Origin of the sequence: Nitrospira moscoviensis (assembly GCF_001273775.1) — a bacterium.
Lineage (GTDB): Bacteria > Nitrospirota > Nitrospiria > Nitrospirales > Nitrospiraceae > Nitrospira_D > Nitrospira_D moscoviensis.
In genome coordinates, this window is record NZ_CP011801.1 from 3120760 (window position 1) to 3138280 (window position 17521).

Annotated in this window: 18 protein-coding genes; 4 read left to right on the top strand and 14 right to left on the bottom strand. The window is 63.7% G+C overall.

The features are described 5' to 3' along the window. The first annotated feature begins 80 nt into the window (after positions 1–80). From bioA to NITMOv2_RS15205, 3 genes are read left to right on the top strand one after another with little or no spacing between them, the layout of a single operon-like run. Entirely contained in the window at positions 81–1448 is a 1368-nt protein-coding gene (gene bioA / locus NITMOv2_RS15195) for an adenosylmethionine--8-amino-7-oxononanoate transaminase (RefSeq protein WP_053380673.1), read from the top strand. A gap of 25 nt (positions 1449–1473) precedes the next feature. After that, positions 1474–2673, top strand: a complete 1200-nt coding sequence (gene lhgO, locus NITMOv2_RS15200; RefSeq protein WP_053380674.1) for an L-2-hydroxyglutarate oxidase — start codon at positions 1474–1476, stop codon at positions 2671–2673. An 8-nt stretch (positions 2674–2681) separates the two neighbouring features. Next, positions 2682–4160 (top strand): lipopolysaccharide biosynthesis protein, encoded by a 1479-nt coding sequence (locus tag NITMOv2_RS15205; protein ID WP_053380675.1) that lies wholly within the window; start codon positions 2682–2684, stop codon positions 4158–4160. Positions 4161–4166: 6 nt separating this feature from the next. Here NITMOv2_RS15205 and NITMOv2_RS15210 read toward each other — a convergent pair whose 3' ends face one another. From NITMOv2_RS15210 to NITMOv2_RS15265, 12 genes are all read right to left on the bottom strand, one after another. Continuing rightward, positions 4167–4967 carry an SAM hydrolase/SAM-dependent halogenase family protein gene (locus NITMOv2_RS15210; RefSeq protein WP_083448074.1) on the bottom strand — a complete coding sequence of 267 codons (801 nt, stop codon included), beginning with the start codon at positions 4965–4967 and terminating at the stop codon, positions 4167–4169. A 2-nt stretch (positions 4968–4969) separates the two neighbouring features. Further along, complete coding sequence (gene greA / locus NITMOv2_RS15215) at positions 4970–5446, bottom strand: transcription elongation factor GreA (protein ID WP_053380676.1); 477 nt, start codon at positions 5444–5446, stop codon at positions 4970–4972. 13 nt (positions 5447–5459) lie between these two features. After that, positions 5460–8714, bottom strand: coding sequence for a carbamoyl-phosphate synthase large subunit (gene carB / locus NITMOv2_RS15220; RefSeq protein ID WP_053380677.1), 3255 nt, complete (start codon positions 8712–8714; stop codon positions 5460–5462). Positions 8715–8732: 18 nt separating this feature from the next. Continuing rightward, positions 8733–9683, bottom strand: a complete 951-nt coding sequence (locus NITMOv2_RS15225; RefSeq protein WP_053380678.1) for a M48 family metallopeptidase — start codon at positions 9681–9683, stop codon at positions 8733–8735. Next, the gene (gene sppA / locus NITMOv2_RS15230) at positions 9671–10624 is read right to left on the bottom strand and encodes a signal peptide peptidase SppA (protein WP_053380679.1); all 954 of its coding nucleotides are present in this window, start codon (positions 10622–10624) and stop codon (positions 9671–9673) included. Before sppA ends, NITMOv2_RS15225 begins: the two co-directional genes overlap by 13 nt. Beyond that, positions 10617–11795: a glutamine-hydrolyzing carbamoyl-phosphate synthase small subunit gene (gene carA, locus NITMOv2_RS15235; protein WP_053380680.1), complete on the bottom strand. Its 1179-nt coding sequence runs from the start codon at positions 11793–11795 to the stop codon at positions 10617–10619. Before carA ends, sppA begins: the two co-directional genes overlap by 8 nt. Then, positions 11792–12313 (bottom strand): DUF4149 domain-containing protein, encoded by a 522-nt coding sequence (locus NITMOv2_RS15240; RefSeq protein WP_053380681.1) that lies wholly within the window; start codon positions 12311–12313, stop codon positions 11792–11794. Before NITMOv2_RS15240 ends, carA begins: the two co-directional genes overlap by 4 nt. A 3-nt stretch (positions 12314–12316) precedes the next feature. Next, complete coding sequence (locus tag NITMOv2_RS15245; protein WP_053380682.1) at positions 12317–13603, bottom strand: dihydroorotase; 1287 nt, start codon at positions 13601–13603, stop codon at positions 12317–12319. A gap of 63 nt (positions 13604–13666) precedes the next feature. Further along, positions 13667–14587 (bottom strand): aspartate carbamoyltransferase catalytic subunit, encoded by a 921-nt coding sequence (locus NITMOv2_RS15250; protein ID WP_053380683.1) that lies wholly within the window; start codon positions 14585–14587, stop codon positions 13667–13669. 16 nt (positions 14588–14603) lie between these two features. Next, positions 14604–15164 carry a bifunctional pyr operon transcriptional regulator/uracil phosphoribosyltransferase PyrR gene (gene pyrR, locus NITMOv2_RS15255; protein ID WP_053380684.1) on the bottom strand — a complete coding sequence of 187 codons (561 nt, stop codon included), beginning with the start codon at positions 15162–15164 and terminating at the stop codon, positions 14604–14606. A gap of 200 nt (positions 15165–15364) precedes the next feature. Continuing rightward, the gene (locus NITMOv2_RS15260; RefSeq protein WP_053380685.1) at positions 15365–15628 is read right to left on the bottom strand and encodes a hypothetical protein; all 264 of its coding nucleotides are present in this window, start codon (positions 15626–15628) and stop codon (positions 15365–15367) included. Then, on the bottom strand, positions 15625–16170 hold the full coding sequence (locus tag NITMOv2_RS15265; RefSeq protein ID WP_053380686.1) for a hypothetical protein: 546 nt from the start codon (positions 16168–16170) through the stop codon (positions 15625–15627). Before NITMOv2_RS15265 ends, NITMOv2_RS15260 begins: the two co-directional genes overlap by 4 nt. Positions 16171–16417: 247 nt before the next feature. On the opposite strand from NITMOv2_RS15265, the gene NITMOv2_RS24020 reads away from it, so the two are divergent. Continuing rightward, the gene (locus tag NITMOv2_RS24020) at positions 16418–16582 is read left to right on the top strand and encodes a hypothetical protein (protein ID WP_187299233.1); all 165 of its coding nucleotides are present in this window, start codon (positions 16418–16420) and stop codon (positions 16580–16582) included. 249 nt (positions 16583–16831) lie between these two features. On the opposite strand, the gene NITMOv2_RS15270 is transcribed toward NITMOv2_RS24020, so the two are convergent. Next, positions 16832–17011, bottom strand: a complete 180-nt coding sequence (locus NITMOv2_RS15270) for a hypothetical protein (RefSeq protein ID WP_053380687.1) — start codon at positions 17009–17011, stop codon at positions 16832–16834. After that, positions 17008–17505 carry a hypothetical protein gene (locus NITMOv2_RS15275; RefSeq protein WP_053380688.1) on the bottom strand — a complete coding sequence of 166 codons (498 nt, stop codon included), beginning with the start codon at positions 17503–17505 and terminating at the stop codon, positions 17008–17010. The genes NITMOv2_RS15270 and NITMOv2_RS15275 overlap by 4 nt, the downstream gene beginning before the upstream one ends. Between the last annotated feature and the right edge of the window lie 16 nt (positions 17506–17521).

Consider the following 17521-nt stretch of genomic DNA (forward strand, 5'->3'; position numbering starts at 1 on the left):
CCTCGCACAACCTGTCATTGGTCATCGGTCACTGGTCAATGAATCGTCGGCGCCGACCGTGACATCCTTCTCCTGTTCACATGGCTGATCGACCCTCCGCGCGGCAATTGAGAGAGTGGGACCGTCGGTACCTCTGGCATCCGTTCACGCAGATGCAGGAGTGGGAGCAGGAGGAGCCGCTCGTGATCGAGCGGGGCAAGGGCTCCTACCTGATCGATACGGAAGGCCGGCGGTATCTGGACGGCACCTCGTCGATCTGGGTCAACCTCCACGGCCACCGCCATCCGGTGCTGGACCGGGCGCTCAAAGGACAGATCGACAAGATCGCGCACTCGACCCTGCTGGGACTCTCCAACCCGCCCGCGATTCTCTTGGCGCGCGAGCTGATCAAGGTCGCGCCCCCGGGCCTCTCCCGGGTGTTTTATTCCGACGATGGGTCGACCGCGGTGGAAGTCGCCCTCAAGATGGCGGTCCAATATTGGCGGCAGCGGCATCCGGACGCCGGCCCGAAGAGCATGTTTCTCCGTCTGAAGCTGGCCTATCACGGCGACACGATCGGCGCCGTGAGCGTCGGGAATATCGAGCTGTTCCATGCGCGCTTCAAGCCGCTGTTGTTTCCCACGCTGGAGGCGGAGCCGCCCTCCTGTTACCGCTGCCCGCTCGGCCTGACGTATCCCTCGTGCAAGACGGCCTGCCTCGAGCCGATCGAGCGGATCTTGCAAACGCGCCACCGCGACTTGGCCGGGTTCATCGTCGAACCCTTGATCCAAGCGGCGGCCGGCATGATCATTCAGCCGCCGGGCTACCTCGCCCGTCTCCGGGAGCTCTGCACCCGCTACAACGTGCTCTTGATCGCCGATGAAGTGGCGACCGGCTTCGGCCGGACGGGCAAGATGTTCGCCTGCGAACATGACGGGGTGACGCCGGATCTCATGGCCGTCAGCAAGGGGCTCACGGGCGGCTATCTGCCGCTGGCCGCGACACTCACGACCGATGAGATCTATCGGGCCTTTCTCGGCCGGTACGAGGAGTTCAAAACCTTCTTCCACGGCCACAGTTACACGGGCAATCCGCTGGGCTGCGCGGTCGCCCTCGCGAACCTGGAGGTGTTCCGCCGCCAGCAGGTCTTGCGTTCGCTGGGGCCCAAGATTTCGCTGCTGCAGAAGCTCCTCGCTTCGCTCGCAGGCATGCCGTCCGTCGGCGACATCCGCCAGCAAGGGTTGATGGCCGGGATCGAACTGGTGCAAGACAAGATGACGAAAGAGCCGTACCCGCCGCCGGCGAGGATCGGCCATCGGGTCGCGACGGCGGCGCGCGCGCGAGGACTGCTGATCCGGCCGCTCGGCAACGTCGTCGTGCTGGTTCCGCCGCTGTCGGTCTCACGGGAGGAATTGACGAGAATGGTGGAAATCGTGCGCGAGTCGATAGACACTCTTTCTGCCGGATGAGCGGTCGACGGACGGGAGGGATTCCATGACGACCTGTGACGTGCTGGTCATCGGGGGCGGCGTCATCGGACTGAGCATCGCGCGGGAACTGCGCCGGCGACGGCGCGAGGCCCGCATCGTGCTGATCGAAAAAGAACCGGCCTGCGGCGCGCACGCGAGCGGGCGCAACAGCGGCGTGCTCCACGCCGGCTTCTACTATTCTCCGGACAGTCTGAAGGCCAAGTTTACCAAGCTGGGCAACGAACGGCTCACCGCCTATTGCGAAGAAAAACGGATTCCGTTGAATCGATGCGGCAAGCTCGTCGTGGCGAAGGATGCGGGCGACCTGCCGTCGCTCGACGAGTTGATCAAGCGCGGCAACGCGAACGGGATCGCATTACAGGAGTTGACGGAAGCAGACGCCAGGAAGATCGAGCCCCGCGTCCGGACCTATCAACGCGCGCTGTTCTCTCCCCGCACGTCGACCGTGAATCCGCTCCTTGTCGTCGACGCGATGCGGCAAGACGCCGAGCGGGAGGGCATTGAGATTCACTGCGGCACCGCCTACGTCGGAACGGATCGGGGCCGGGTCCGCACCACCCGCGACACGATCGAGGCGGGCTACCTCGTCAACGCCGCCGGCCTCTACGCCGACAAGATCGCCATGGACTATGGGTTTTCGGAGCGGTATCGCATCCTGCCGTTCAAAGGTCTGTATCTCTATTCCAACGAACCGCCCGGCTCCATCCGCACGAACATCTATCCGGTTCCCGATCTTCGCAATCCGTTCCTCGGCGTCCACTTCACGATCACGGCGGACGGCAAGGCCAAGATCGGCCCGACCGCCATTCCGGCCTTCTGGCGCGAGCATTACGACGGCTTCGGCAATTTCAGATTGAGCGAAGCGCTGGAAGTCGTCGGGCGCGGCTTGGGCCTGCTCACCAACGCCCGGTTCGACTATCGGCGGCTGGCGGTCGAAGAAATCGCCAAGTATTCCCGAAAAAAGATGGTGGCCCTGGCCTCGGTGCTGGCCGATGGAGTGCGCGAGGAGCACTATCTGAAATGGGGGCGGCCCGGCATCAGGGCCCAACTGCTCGACATCACCAAGCGCAAGCTGGAGATGGACTTCGTGCTCGAAGGCGATCACCGCTCCATGCACGTGTTGAACGCCGTGTCGCCGGCCTTTACCTGTTCGCTGCCGTTTGCCGAATACGTCTGCGACCGCATTCAAGCCGCGGTCGGCTGAGGCCCGGCGTGGCGGACCCGTCCTCACCATCGACCGATGCGACCCAGGGGCTCGACCGGTCCCTGGTTCAAGGGATCGCATGGACCGCGGTATGGCGGTGGCTCGCCCAAGCGATCAGCTGGCTCGGCACGTTGTACGTGGCCCGCATCCTGACGCCGGGTGATTACGGGCTGGTCGCCATGGCGACGATCCCCATCGGGTTCGCCCGCCTGATCGAAGACCTCGGACTCGATGCGATCATCCTTCAGGACCGCTCGCTGACGCAGGAGGAGCTGCGGCGTCTTGCCGGAGCCGCGCTCGGGCTGGGCGCCGGACTGACCGTGCTGTTCCTGGGCCTCTCGATTCCCATCTCGCTCTACTTCCGCGAACCGCAGGTGGCCGGCATCGTGTGCGCCCTGAGCGTCACGTTCATCCTCGACTCCCTGCAGATATTGCCGCGCGCGCTGCTGCAACGGGATCTGCAATTCCGCACGCTGGCCTGGATCAACGGCTTGCAAGTGTCGTTCGCCGCCGCGGTGATGGTCGTAGCGGCCTGGGCCGGACTCGGTTTTTGGTCTCTCGTCGCCAACACCATTCTGAGCTACGCCTTGGTGACGGTGGTGCTGTACCTCCACCGCCCCTTCGCCCCTGCCTGGCCGACCGAGGTGCGCCGTCTGGCGCGCGCCTTGATGTCGGGATGGAACATTCTCGTCTCCCGCATGGCCTATTACGGCTACAGCTCCGCCGACTCGACGATCATCGGAAGGCTGTTGGGCAAGGAGGCGCTGGGAGTCTTCGGCTTCGCGTCCACGTTCGCCGCCCTGCCCGTGCGCGAAGTCACGTCCCTGGTCAGCGGCGTCGTGCCGGGCGTGTTCACCGCGGTCCAACACGACCGGCCGGCGTTGCGGCGGTACTTCTTTTTGCTGACGGAGGCGATCTCCCTCCTGACGCTGCCCGCCGCATTCGGCCTGGCCGTGACGGCGGACGACTTCGTCCTGCTCGCCTTGGGAGAAAAGTGGCGGGGGGTCATCGAGCCCCTCAGGCTCATGAGCCTGTATATGGCCATCTATTCCTGCCAGTCGCTGCTGGGCCATGTCCTCCTCTGGACCGGCCACTTTTCCGCCAACATGTGGCTGAGTCTCTTCGCGCTGCTGGTCTTGCCGGGCTGTTTTTATATCGGCGCGCAGTACGATTTGACCGGCGTGGCGCTGGCCTGGATCGTCGGCTTTCCGCTCGCCCTGCTGCCCGGCATCGTCATCGTCAAACGCATCCTGGATATTTCCTGGTCGCAATATTGGGTTCCCTACCGGCCGGCCCTGACCGGCTGTCTGTGCATGGCGGCGGCGGTCGCGGCCCTCCGCTTGGTCTTGCCCGCCGACTGGCACCATGCATGGCGTCTGAGTATTCAAGCCTGTGCCGGCGCGACCGTGTATATCGCGGTGATGTGGGTGGCGTTCGGAGAGCGGATTCGGGCTTTGTATCAGACGGTGCGGGACACGAGGGCGTGACGCAGCTCACGCCGCGGAGCAGTCGACGGCCGCTCCCGGACGCACACCGAACCGCTCGGCCGCGCTGCCTTCCTTCAGGAAGATTTCCACGTACCCGTTGCTGTTGATGAGCGCGTGCGGCCGTTCGGAGCTGCCTTCACTGTAACTGCCTACCAGCCCGTCGATGACGCGATCGCCCACCCTGATGGTCAGGCTGCGCCCGGCGGTCAGACATTCGCGGACCTGTTTGGCGGTGATGTTGGAGATGAGATTGCCGAAGCGGTCGACGTAGACGATGCGGCCGACCACTCGTTGATTCTGCCGGAGCGGGCCTTGAAGATCGAGACGGATGGGATCGCCGATCAGCGGCCCGAACGAGGCGGCCGGCTCGCCCTTGGCGAGCTGCGCCGCCGCCGGTGCAAAGAGATCCCGGCCGTCGAAGGTGGCCCCTTCCGCCTCCAATCGATAGCGGCGATTTTCGATGTGACGGATTTCGACTCGCTCTTCCTCCTCCATGACGTAGGTCAGAAGGCCGTTGTCGGGAGCGAGAAAATGATACCGCGAGGTCGACATCAGCAGCGGGCGCCTGGCGCCGCCCACGCCGGGATCGACGACGGAGACGTGGATGGTCCCGTCAGGAAAATAGCGGTAGCACGACTTCAACAGATAGGCGGCGTCGTGGATCTGATGGGGCGTGACCTGATGAGACAGGTCGACGAGGCGGGCTTCGGGGTGAATCGACAGGATCACCCCCTTCATGCTGGCGACGAACCAGTCACGGTCGCCGAAATCGGTCAAGAGGGTGATCAGGGGGCCGGCCGGCGGCACGGCTACATGTCCTCGAACCGGATCTCCACCACTTCGTACTCGACCACTTTCGCGGGCGTCGTGACCTCCACGAAATCCCCGACCCGCTTGCCGATCAGCGCGCGGCCGACCGGGGACTGCACGGAAATCTTGTTGAACTTCATGTCGGCCTCGTCCTGGCCGACGAGCGTGTACTGCTTCTTCGACTGCGACTCCTGCTCGATCACGCAGACGGTCGCGCCGAAGACGACCGTGTCGCTCGTGCGGCCGGAGATGTCCACCACGCGGGCGTCGGCCAATTTGGATTCGATCTCGGCGATGCGGGACTCGATGAAGCCCTGCCGCTCTTTCGCCGCGTCATATTCCGCGTTCTCGCTCAGGTCGCCGTGGGCGCGGGCCTCCGCGATCGCCTCGATGACTCTCGGGCGCTCGATCTTCCGCAGCCGGTCGAGCTCGGCCTTGAGCGCGTCATAGCCTTTTTTCGTGATGGGGGTGGGCATACCGAACGGCTCCTTATTGGACCCGATGATACTCCTGCAACGAGAGGATGGACAAATCCTTTTTGGCGACGGACTCCATGCCGAGCACGGCGGCCAGCGCGCCCCGCATCGTCGTATAGTACGGCACGCTTTTCTGGAGCGCCTCCCGCCTGATCGCGACGGAATCGCTGTGGGCCGCGGCCGTCCGCACCGTGTTGACGACCAGGGCTACCTCGCCGTTCTTGATGTGGTCGACGATGTGAGGGCGGCCTTCATGCACCTTGTTCACCACGGAGACGTCGACGCCCTGCCCGTGCAGATAGCCGGCCGTGCCGCTGGTGGCCTGCAGGTGAAATCCCAATGCGCGCAACCGCTTCGCCACTTCCAGCGCCGCGGCCCGATCCTCTTCCTTGACGCTGATGAAGGCCGTCCCGACCTTCGGCAGCGACGCGCCGGCGCCGGCTTGCGACTTGGCGAAGGCCCAGCCGAAGTCGGCGTCGATGCCCATGACCTCTCCGGTGGATTTCATTTCGGGTCCGAGCAACACGTCCACGCCGGGGAATTTGTTGAAGGGAAAGACGGCTTCTTTGACGGACAGATGGGCGGGCTGAACCGGTCGTGTGAAGCCGAGGTCCTCCAGCGTCCTGCCGACCATGACCTTCATCGCCAGCTTCGCGATCGGCACTCCGATCGCCTTGCTCACGAACGGCACCGTGCGGGACCCGCGGGGATTCACTTCCAGCACGTACACCGTCCGGTCTTTCACGGCGAACTGCGCGTTCATCAGACCGACCACACCCAACTCCAGGGCCAGCGCTTCCATCTGCCGTTCGATTTCCCCGATGATCGACTTTTCCAGCGTATAGGGCGGCAGAGAGCAGGCCGAATCGCCCGAATGGACGCCGGCTTCTTCGATGTGCTCCATGATGCCCGCGACGACCACGGTCGTGCCGTCCGAGATCGCGTCCGCGTCCACTTCGATGGCGTCGGCCAGATACTTGTCGATCAAGACCGGATGTTTGGGGGACGCCTTCACGGCCGACGTCATGTAATTCAACAAGCCGGCCTCATCGTAGACGATCTGCATGGAGCGGCCGCCCAAAACATAGGAAGGGCGGACCATGACGGGATAGGTAATCGTGCCGGCGATGCGGACGGCTTCCTCCACCGACCGGGCCATGCCGCTCTCGGCCTGGCGGAGACCGAGCTTATTGAGCAAATCGCGGAAGCGCTCGCGATCCTCGGCGCGGTCGATGGCGTCGGGGCTGGTGCCGAGGATCTTGACGCCGGCTTTGGCGAGCGGCAGCGCCAGCTTCAAGGGGGTCTGCCCGCCGAACTGCAGCACGACGCCGATCGGCTGCTCGCGACGGACGATATTGAGGACGTCTTCCTCCGTGAGCGGCTCGAAGTACAGCCGATCGGAGATGTCGTAATCCGTGCTCACCGTCTCGGGATTGCAGTTCACCATGATGGTCTCGAGGCCCTCGTCCCGCAAGGCCATGGCCGCATGCACGCAGCAGTAGTCGAATTCGATGCCCTGGCCGATCCGGTTCGGGCCTCCCCCGAGGATGACGACCTTCCGGCGATCGGACGGCCGGGCTTCGCATTCCGCGCCGTAGGTGGAATAGAGGTACGGCGTATGGGCTTCGAATTCCGCCGCGCAGGTATCCACGCGCTTATACGTGACCGACCGGGTCTTCGATTCCATCCGAGCCGTCCGCACGGCGGCCCCCTCGACGCCGAGCAACTGGCCGATGCGCTCGTCGGAGAAACCGAGCTCCTTGGCCCGCCATAAGAGCCCGTCCGCCGACACGGCCGGTGCGGCATCCGCCTGTTGCACGAGTTGCTGTTCGAATGCGATCAGATCCCGGACCTGCTCCAAAAACCAGGGATCGATCTTGGTGACGGCGAACAGCTCCTCGTTCGACAGCCCGAGCCTGATGCCGTCCGCCAGGTACCAGAGCCGCTCGGGCAAGGGCGTCTTCAGCGTCGCGCGGAGCTTTTCCAGCGCCTCCTGCCGGTTGAAGCCGGCCGGCACGCCGCGGTCGATCCCGAGGCGGGACACCAAGCCGTTCAAATCCAATTCCAGCGACCGAATCGCCTTCTGCAGCGCTTCCTTGAAGGTCCGGCCGATCGCCATCACTTCGCCGACGGACTTCATCTGCGTCGTGAGCGTGGGATCGGCTCCCTTGAATTTCTGGAAGGCAAAGCGCGGAATCTTCACGACGACGTAATCGATCGCCGGCTCGAAGGAGGCTTTCGTCACGCCGGTGATGTCGTTGGTGATCTCGTCCAACGTGTAGCCCACCGCCAGCTTGGCCGCGATCTTGGCGATGGGGAAGCCGGTGGCCTTCGAGGCCAGCGCGGAGCTGCGCGACACGCGCGGGTTCATCTCGATCACGACCATCTCGCCGTCGTCCGGATTGACCCCGAACTGGATGTTCGAGCCGCCGGTATCGACGCCGATTTCCCGGATGATGCGCAGCGCCGCGTCCCGCATGCGCTGGTATTCCTTGTCGGTGAGCGTCATGGCGGGCGCCACCGTGATGCTGTCGCCGGTATGCACGCCCATCGGATCGAGGTTTTCGATCGGACAGACGATCACGACGTTGTCCTTGAGATCGCGCATCACCTCGAGCTCATATTCCTTCCAGCCGATGACCGATTCTTCGATCAGCGCCTGGCTGACCGGACTCATGGCGAGGGCCCAATCGATCAACTTTTCGAACTCCTCCCGGTTGTAGGCGATGTTGCCGCCGGTGCCCCCCATCGTGAAGGAGGGCCGGATGATGGCGGGGAACCCGACCAATTCCAGGAGCTTGATCGCTTCGTCTCGCGTGTGCGCCGTTCCGCTCTTCGGCACCCGCAGCCCAATCTTTTGCATCGCACGCTTGAAGGCCTCGCGATCCTCCGCCTTGTGAATCGCGTCCGCCGAGGCCCCGATCAGTTTGACTCCATACTTGTCCAGGACGCCGCGCTTGACCAATCCCACCGTCGTATTGAGCGCCGTCTGACCCCCCATCGTCGGCAACAGGGCGTCGGGCCGCTCCCGCTCGATGACCTTTTCGACCACGTCCAGCGTAATGGGCTCGACGTAGGTGCGGTCGGCCAACTCCGGATCCGTCATGATCGTCGCCGGATTGCTGTTGATGAGAATGACCTTGTAGCCTTCCTCCTTGAGCGCCTTGCAGGCCTGCGTGCCGGAGTAATCGAACTCGCAGGCTTGGCCGATCACGATCGGGCCGGAACCGATCAGGAGAATCGAGCGGATGTCGGTGCGTTTCGGCATGGGGTCCTTGGTTCGAGGTTAACTCGTCTGCGGCATGGGGCCGATGGGAGGCCGGTAGGGCGCCGGAGCCGGCTGCGTCCCGCCGCCGGGCCCCCGATAGTGTTGCAGCGCCTCCGGCAGCCAGGCTTCGATCTGGTTGATGCGGGTGACGTCCGAGGGGTGCGTGGACAAAAATTCCGGAATCGCCTGCTGCGAGCGGAAGCACAGCTTGCCGATCATCTGCCGGGGACAGCCGCTCATCCGCTCCCAGAAGGGCACGGCTTCGCGCGGATCGTAGCCGGCCTCCGCCATCAAGCGCAGCCCGATGTAGTCGGCCTCGGACTCCTGCCTGCGATTGAAGGGCAGCGACACGTTCACCCCATACGCGCCCAGCAGGCCCTGAATCGCCGCACCGCCCGCATGCCCTGAGGCGGCCGCGCCCAAGGCGCCCAATTGCGCGATCTGATCGATGATGCTGCGGCTCATCCGCTCCACGCCATGGCGCTGGAGGGCATGCGCGATTTCATGGCCCATGACGGTCGCCAGCCCCGCCTCTCCCTTGGTGACGGGCAGAATGCCGGTGAAGACCGCCACCTTCCCGCCGGGCAGACAGAAGGCGTTGACCATCTTGTCTTCCTCGATGACGGCAAACTCCCACTGATACTCCGGCTTATTGGCGGCCTTGGCGATCCGCTGCCCGACGCGTTGCACCATCTCGGTGATTTCCGGGTTGTCGCTCAGCCGCGCCTGCCGCAGGACTTCCCGATAGGCCTGAAGCCCGAAGTGCAGCTCTTTTTCCTCCGAGAAAAAGATCAACTGGTCGCGCGCGGTCCCCGGCGCCCGGTAGCAGCCCGCCAGCAAGGAGAGCATCCCCGCCGCCGCGCCGGTTCCGCAGGCGGCGTACAACCCCGCCAGCCACCGAGTTCCCAGCGCCAACACGGCGCGGCGGGAGAGGGCGGCCTTGAAGAATTTTTCCGTTACGGCATCCATAGATACATGAACTGCGGCGCGCCGCTGCGTACGAACGCCATGAGGTCGAAGTTGCCCAGCGCGGCCAGCGGGCTGGGCGCCATCAATTTGGAATAGACGTTGTTCGAATATTCGCCCGGCCGGCGGTACATCACGACCCGGGCCTCGGTGACGCCGGCTTTCTTCTTGGCGAGCTCCACCGCATCCTCCAGATACCCGATGTCGTCCACCAGTCCGGCGGCCTTGGCCTGATCGCCGGTATAGATGCGCCCGTCGGCCAGCTTCTTGATCTGGTCCATCTGGAGATTGGGCCGGCCCTCCTGCACGACGCTCAGGAAACGCTGATAGAAGGAATCGATCAGCCCCTGGAAGATGGACCGTTCTTCCGGCGTCATGGCTCTGAAGGGGGAGCCCATATCCTTGCGCGGCCCGGACGCCACCGCCGTCGCCTCCACGCCGACTTTTTCCAACAGTCCTTTCGCGTTCATCGTCAACATGATCACGCCGATGCTGCCCGTGACGGAGGACGGATGGGCCAGCACCGAATCGGCGGCGGCGGCGATGTAGTAGCCGCCCGAGGCCCCCACGTCCATGATCGAGGCCACGACCGGGACCTTGCGATTCGATTTGAAAGCCTTCACTTCATGGTGAATGATATCCGACGCGGTCACCGTGCCTCCCGGCGTGTTGATGCGCAGAACCAGGGCTTTCACCGCATCATCTTGGGCGGCCCGGCTCAACTGTTCCTTGATGTTTGCGATCATGCTCGGCGTGGGGACGAATCCGTCGCCCTCCTGCGAGCTGATGACGCCGGAGACTTCCATCAGCAGCACTTTGGCTTTGCCCGTTCCACTGACCTGCGTCTCCTGCAGCGGCCCCGGCCCGGGAAACAACGAAAAATTGAAGGTACAACCAGTGATGGACAGGACGGCCGACAGGACCAGCGCCGAACGACTACGCATAGTGGGTCTCCATGAGATGAACAAACTCGTCGAACAGATAGGCCGAATCGTGCGGACCGGGCGACGCCTCGGGATGGTACTGGACGGAAAACACCGGATGGTCCAGACAGCGCATCCCCTCGATGGACCGGTCGTTCAAGCTCAGGTGCGTCACCGCCAGCCGGCCGTGCTTCGTCTCGATCACGGGCGCTTGTTCCGGTATTCCGGTCGCGACCGCCGGAACCTGCACGGCAAAATTATGGTTTTGCGACGTGATCTCCACTTTCCTCGTCCGCAGGTCGATCACCGGATGGTTCGCGCCATGGTGACCGAACTTGAGCTTATAAGTCTTCAGTCCGAAGGCCAGCCCGAGGATTTGATGCCCGAGACAGATGCCGAAGATCGGGCGCCGGCCGACGAGCGACCGCACCGCTTCCATCGCATAGGGCACGCCTTCCGGGTCACCCGGACCGTTGGAGAGAAACACCCCGTCCGGCTTCAAAGCTTCCACTTCCGCCGCCGAGGTGGACGCGGGCACGACGGTGACCTCGCATCCCACATCGACGAGGCGCCTCAAGATATTCTCCTTGACACCGAAGTCGTACGCAACCACCCGCCAAGGGCGGCGGCGGGCCGCGTTCGGCCGGCTCGTCCCGGATTCGGGCGCCCAGGCTCCCGAGCCGCCCTTCCATTCATAGGATCGCCGGCAGGTCACCTCGGCCGCCAGATCGCGCCCGACGATCCCGGGCGCGGCTTTGGCTTTTTCCACAGCGCGCGCCGGATCCGCATCGATATGGCTGATGAATCCTTGTTGCGAGCCATGCTCACGCAGATGCCGAGTCAGGGCTCTGGTGTCCAACCCTTCGATCGCCACGACCTTGGCCTTGGTCAGATAGTCGTGGATCGGCTCCTGCCGGCGCCAGTTGCTCGCAAGGCGACTGGCTTCCATCACGACGAACCCTTCCGCCCAGATGCGGCGCGATTCGACATCCTCCGCCGTCACGCCGTAGTTGCCGATGTGCGGGCAGGTCATCGTGATGATCTGTCCTTTATAAGACGGATCGGTGAGGACTTCTTGATAGCCGGTCATCGCCGTGTTGAACACGACCTCGCCCGCCGTTTCGCCTTCGTAGCCGAGGGCGCGCCCCTCGAACACCGCCCCGTCGGCCAGCGCCAGTATCGCCCGTTTCATACCACGCCCTCCGATCGTCTGATCCATGTGCGGACTCTGGCTCCTGCGAGGAACAGGCCGAGGCCGAGATTGATGAGGTACAACGACCGCACCGGCATATGGAGCTTGAAGAAGGCCTCGAACGCTTCTTTCCGGCCCTCGCCGGCTTTCAAGGCAAAGGCTTCGGCTTGGCGCGCGGCGGCCAGCGGATGGAGATAAAAGATGATGACGCCGGCGATCAGCACCATCGCCGCGAACAGCAGCGCCTCTCCACGGCCCACGGCATACTGAAGCGGCGCGTTCCATGCGCGCCATCCCATGCCGGCCGCAAGAACGACGATCGCGCCGAGCACCAGGCGGTTGTAGCCCTCGAAGGCCTTGGTGAGAAACAGGCCGCCGGCATCCTGCCCGCCGAATGTATTGAACACGGCCGGCAAGACGGCCGCGATCAGCACGACCAGACCGCCGATCCAAATGCCCAACGCGACCCATTCGCTCATCAGACTGATCACCAGCATCCATCCCGCGGTTCGGCCCACGGCTTACCGCTCGGCTCCATTCGCGTCGAACACCGGACGCCCGCCGACGATCGTAACACGCACCCGGCCTTTCACCTTCCATCCGGCGAAGGGGGTATTGCGGCTCTTCGATCGAAATTTGGCCGGATCGACCGTCCATTGCTCGTTCGGATCCACGAGGACCACGTCGGCGTCGGCCCCGACCGCCAGGGTCCCTTTCGACAACCCGAACGCCGCCGCGGGCGCCGACGTGAGCTTCGTCACGGCCTGCTCCAACGACAGCACCCCTTCATCCACCAGACCCAGCGTCAGCGAGAGCGCCGTTTCCAATCCAACGATCCCGAAGGGCGCTTCCGTGAAATCCTGCTGCTTCTCCTGGGTGGCATGCGGCGCATGGTCGGTGGCGATCACGTCGATCGTCCCGTCGCGCAACCCTTCTTTGATGGCCTGCACGTCGGCCCAGGTCCGCAAGGGCGGATTCATCTTCGCGTGCGTGTTGTACCCCCGGACCACTTCCTCCGTCAGCGTGAAGTGGTGCGGGCAGGCTTCCGCCGTCACCGCGATGCCCCGCGCCTTCGCCTCCCGGACCATGCGCACCGAACCGGCGGTGCTGATGTGGGCCAGATGCAGCCGCGCGCCGGTCAGCTCCGACAGAGATACATTGCGCGCCACCATCACGTCTTCCGCGGCCGCCGGGATGCCGGGCAAGCCCAGTTCGGTCGAAATCAGCCCCTCGTTCATGCAGCCGCCCTCGGCCAAGTGGATGTCTTCACAGTGATCCACCACCGTCAGATCGAAGGCCTTGGCATATTCCATCGCCCGCCGCATGACGAGGCTGTTCATCACCGGCTTCCCGTCGTCCGAGATCGCCACGCAGCCGGACCGGCGCAAATCCCCGATCTCCGCCAGCTCCTTGCCCTCCGATCCCTTGGTGATCGCGCCGACCGGCAGCACGTGGGCGAGCCCGGCCTGCTTGGCCCGCTCCAAGATGAACTCCGTCACCGCCTGGTTGTCGTTGACGGGATTGGTGTTCGGCATGCAGCAGACCGTCGTAAATCCGCCTGCGACCGCCGCGGCCGCGCCGGACTGAATCGTCTCCTTGTATTCGAATCCCGGCTCGCGGAAGTGCACGTGCACATCGACAAACCCCGGCAGCACCAGCAGCCCCTTGGCGTCGATGACCGTCGCGCCGGCGGGAGCCGCCACAGTCGCCCCCACCGCCGCGATCTTCCCCTGTTCAATCAACACATCACCCGTACCGACGAACCGGCCCGGGTCCACTATTCGCCCGCCCTTGATCAAAATCGCCACAGTGACCTCAAGTTAAAATGCAAAAGGAAAAAATTTATAATTTATAATTTTTAATTTTCCTTATTACCCCGTTCCCGACATCAGATACAGAATCCCCATCCGCACGGCCACGCCGTTGGCGACTTGATCCAAAATCACGGAGGACAGGCTGTCGGCCACGTCCGGCGCGATCTCCACGCCGCGGTTGATCGGACCCGGATGCATCACGATCGCGCCCGGCTCCGCCAGCCGCACCCGCTCGGCCGTCAATCCGTACAGCCGGGCGTACTCCCGGATGGTCGGGAACAGCGCCCGTCCCTGCCGCTCCAACTGCAAGCGCAGCATCATGATGACGTGCACGCCGCGCAGCCCTTCATCCATGTTCGAATAGACCGTGACGCCGAACTTGTCGATCGCGGCGGGCATCATGGTCGGCGGCCCGATCAACCGCACCTCGGCGCCGAGCTTCGCCAGCGCATGGATGTTCGAGCGCGCCACGCGGCTGTGCGCCACGTCCCCCACGATCGCCACGCGCAGCCCGCCGAACTGCATCCCCCGCTGGCGGATCGTATAGAGATCGAGCAGCGCCTGCGTCGGATGCTCGTGCCACCCGTCGCCGGCGTTGATGACCGAGGACTTGACGCCGCGCGCCAGCGTTTCGGCCGCGCCGGCCGACGAATGGCGCAGCACGATGATGTCGGCCTGCATGGCCTCGATGTTGCGCGCGGTATCCAACAGCGTTTCGCCTTTGACGACGCTGCTCGACGAGGGCGAGAAGTTGATCACGTCCGCGCTCAGCCGCTTGGCGGCCAGCTCGAACGAGGTCCTGGTCCTGGTGCTCGGCTCGAAGAACAGATTCACGACCGTCCGGCCGCGCAGCGCCGGCACCTTCTTGATCTCCCGGCCGGTGACTTCCTTGAAGGAGTCGGCGGTCTCGAGGATCAGCGTGATGTCGTCGACCGAGAGTGGAGCCAAGCTCAACAAATCCTTGTGCTTGAGACTCATGACCTCCTCCTCCGAATCACGGCTTCAAGATGACCACGCGATCTTCCTCCCCCAGCTCCTCCAGCAGCACCTGCACGTTTTCGTCCCGCGAGGTCGGGAGATTCTTGCCGATGTAGTTGGCTCTGATGGGAAGTTGGCGATGCCCGCGGTCCACCAGCACGGCCAGCTGGATCTCCGCCGGGCGCCCGAGATCCATCAGCCCGTCCATCGCGGCCCGGATCGTCCGGCCGGTGAAGAGCACATCGTCCACCAGCACGATGATCTTGTCCGAGACATCGAACGGCACCGAGGTTTTCCGAAGAATCGGCTGCTCTTTCCGCAGCGACAAATCGTCCCGATACAGCGTGATGTCCAGCTCCCCGATCGGCAGCGGGACGCCTTCGATATCCTGAAGGCGCTTCGCCAACCGGTGCGCCAGATGCACGCCGCCGGTCCGGATGCCGACGAGGGCCAGATCCTTGATGCCCTTGTTGCGCTCCAGAATCTCGTGCGCAATCCGGGTCAACGCCCGCGCGATGTCGCCGGCGTCCATCACGAGCTTTTCATCTTGCCGGTCTTTTTTCTCGCTGCGGCTCATTCAGCTTCTAGACATAAAAAAACCTTCTCGCCATTGGTTGGCAAGAAGGTTTGTGCTCGGACATAACCGGCGTAGGCCGGGAGGGCTGTCATCGTAGGCTCCTTGCTCACCTCACAGGATGAGCGTTAAAGGCAGGCTGATCTTACTGAGCCGATGAGCGGCTGTCAAGGTCATGGATGCAACGCCGATTGTCGGCTACCTCACGACCGATGCGCGGCCGATTCGATGGCCGCGAGAATTTTCGCCCGGGTCTCCCCGTCGAACTCGTGCCCGTAAAAGCGAAGAAACACGCCTTTACGGATCGTCTTCACCGTGGCGTTCGGATCTTGCTCCCGCAGAGAGGCCTCCACCATCGCGCGAGCGGTGTCGCGCATGGTGCATCCCATGATGAGCCGCTCTTCCCCGGTCCGCTGCAGCAACATGGCGCGATACCGCTCTTCTACTTCCGGCGGAGTATCGTTCATGGCGAGACCTCTCGGTAGAGAGCGCCGAGTCCTAATCGCTCGGCCCAATGATTCAGATACGCCGTATCGAGTCCTTGCACGGACCTCAGCAGGTTGCGAACGTCGCCCAATTGGGTCTGAGAGCGACTCTCTTTTGCCCAGTCCAGTTTCGACAGAATAAGATCTTCGGGGGCCACCAGGAAGACTCGCCGGCCCGAGATGGCGACCGGCCGGCGGCGCCCGAACTCCTCGCGGCGATATTCGCTGTCTTTTCTGACGACACAGTCTACTTTGACCACCAAGGCACTATGAATCATGTTGAACATGGATCGATTCCGCACGGCCTGCTGCACCATGTCCCGGTCGATGTAGTACTCGTCTTGAAAGAGTCGCACGACGCGGTGAATGTCCTCCTCGGATAGCTCGAGGACCAGATCGATATCACGCGTCATCCGTGGCGTGGTGTAGAAATTCGCCGCCATGGAACCGGTCACCATATAAGGGATGCCGGCCGCTTCTAAGCGTGCCGCAACCGACAGCAAGATGTCGAGTTCATCACTCACACAACGGCTCGCAACATTCCCGGCCCAACATGGCTGCGCGGAGCTTACCTCTTTCGCAGCCGGAAATCACGGTCTCGGGAAGAGCAGCCTTTCCTTGGTGTCGTGGTATCGCGCGGACACATGCCACCTTACTCCGACGCGGGCGAAGGCCGCCGGTGCTCGGCGGTAGGCCCCGACTGGTCCGCGGGGATCTCGCACCTGGTAAGATGATGGTCTGGATCGAGCCCTGTCCGGGATCGAGGGCCCCATGTCCGCACTGCCTCTCATTCTTCTGCTCTGCCTCACGGTCTTCGTCTGGGCTGTCGCGATCGTGGCTTCCATCGGAGACGACGAGGAGACGCCGGACGAGGAGACTCCGCCGGAGACGAAGCAGGAAGAGAACGAGGCCGCCGGCGGCCGCAAAGCCGCCTGACCGGCATCACCGGCCAATCGCAGAAGAACCCCGCTCGAGTCCCCTAGCGTCCGTCCTTTCGACCTGCCGATCCGCTCCGGTACTACGCCGACAACGGCGCCGCCGCCTGAAGAGCCGCCAGGCCCTCGCGATCGGCCAAGACGAACAAGACCCCCGCCGCCCGCAGCGCGCGAGCAAGCCGGCACGGCCGATTGCTTCATCCCTGACCCTTTGTTGTGGCGAGGTGGGAATTAGAGGGGTTGTCCGCCATCAAGGCGCAGGCTGCGGAACGCTCCACACGCGCACCCTTTTCCCGCGTGCACGCAGGATCGGCGCGGCCATCCGCTGCAGCTGGACGACCACGCTCACCTTTTCATGAAACGCTAACGCCGCGAGCCTGACCCGGCGGGCATCTCTCGCGCGGAATAACTTCTCGATCTCCGGTTTCATTGGGTCCATTCCTTCCATGTCCTTTCCAGCCCATGCCGCCGCATGATCTCCGCAAAGTACGCCTGATCGACGGTCGCCTGGTCCTGTAGCATTCGGACTCGCTCTCGATCTTTCGCACGGCCGGTCTGGAGGCAAATGGCCATCAAATGCTCCACTCGCAGGACACGGGTCGTCGCGGTCTGGTACTGCGTCTCGATCGCTTCACGCAAACCTTCCTCCAACAGCGCATTATAGGCGGGAAGAAACGGTACCGGGACGCCTTCGATGACGACGCACTCGCCTTCTTCCGCATACCCCTTCTCACGCAACGCTTCATAAAGCGGGCCTAGCGTGAGCAGCCCTCCCTGCGTTTCGGGCAACAGTACGATGACGTCTAAGTCAAACGTGAGGACTGGTTCCGCATAGAAGGTCGCTCCCATCGCGTCCCCTATGGCATAGCGGCCGATAGTCCCTTCCCGTTCAAGCTCGTTCAGAATGTGAAGCGTCCGTTCCATACAGCGCGAACGCCAG

Excerpts from the sequence above, each read along its gene's own strand:
- NITMOv2_RS24020 (WP_187299233.1), top strand. The coding sequence starts at position 16,418 with ATGTCCGCACTGCCTCTCATTCTTCTGCTCTGCCTCACGGTCTTCGTC.
- greA (WP_053380676.1), bottom strand. The coding sequence starts at position 5,446 with ATGCCCACCCCCATCACGAAAAAAGGCTATGACGCGCTCAAGGCCGAG.
- NITMOv2_RS15250 (WP_053380683.1), bottom strand. The coding sequence starts at position 14,587 with ATGAGTCTCAAGCACAAGGATTTGTTGAGCTTGGCTCCACTCTCGGTC.
- carB (WP_053380677.1), bottom strand. The coding sequence starts at position 8,714 with ATGCCGAAACGCACCGACATCCGCTCGATTCTCCTGATCGGTTCCGGC.
- NITMOv2_RS15270 (WP_053380687.1), bottom strand. The coding sequence starts at position 17,011 with ATGAAACCGGAGATCGAGAAGTTATTCCGCGCGAGAGATGCCCGCCGG.
- bioA (WP_053380673.1), top strand. The coding sequence starts at position 81 with ATGGCTGATCGACCCTCCGCGCGGCAATTGAGAGAGTGGGACCGTCGG.
- carA (WP_053380680.1), bottom strand. The coding sequence starts at position 11,795 with ATGAAACGGGCGATACTGGCGCTGGCCGACGGGGCGGTGTTCGAGGGG.
- NITMOv2_RS15275 (WP_053380688.1), bottom strand. The coding sequence starts at position 17,505 with ATGGAACGGACGCTTCACATTCTGAACGAGCTTGAACGGGAAGGGACT.
- pyrR (WP_053380684.1), bottom strand. The coding sequence starts at position 15,164 with ATGAGCCGCAGCGAGAAAAAAGACCGGCAAGATGAAAAGCTCGTGATG.
- lhgO (WP_053380674.1), top strand. The coding sequence starts at position 1,474 with ATGACGACCTGTGACGTGCTGGTCATCGGGGGCGGCGTCATCGGACTG.
- NITMOv2_RS15225 (WP_053380678.1), bottom strand. The coding sequence starts at position 9,683 with ATGGATGCCGTAACGGAAAAATTCTTCAAGGCCGCCCTCTCCCGCCGC.
- NITMOv2_RS15260 (WP_053380685.1), bottom strand. The coding sequence starts at position 15,628 with ATGAACGATACTCCGCCGGAAGTAGAAGAGCGGTATCGCGCCATGTTG.
- sppA (WP_053380679.1), bottom strand. The coding sequence starts at position 10,624 with ATGCGTAGTCGTTCGGCGCTGGTCCTGTCGGCCGTCCTGTCCATCACT.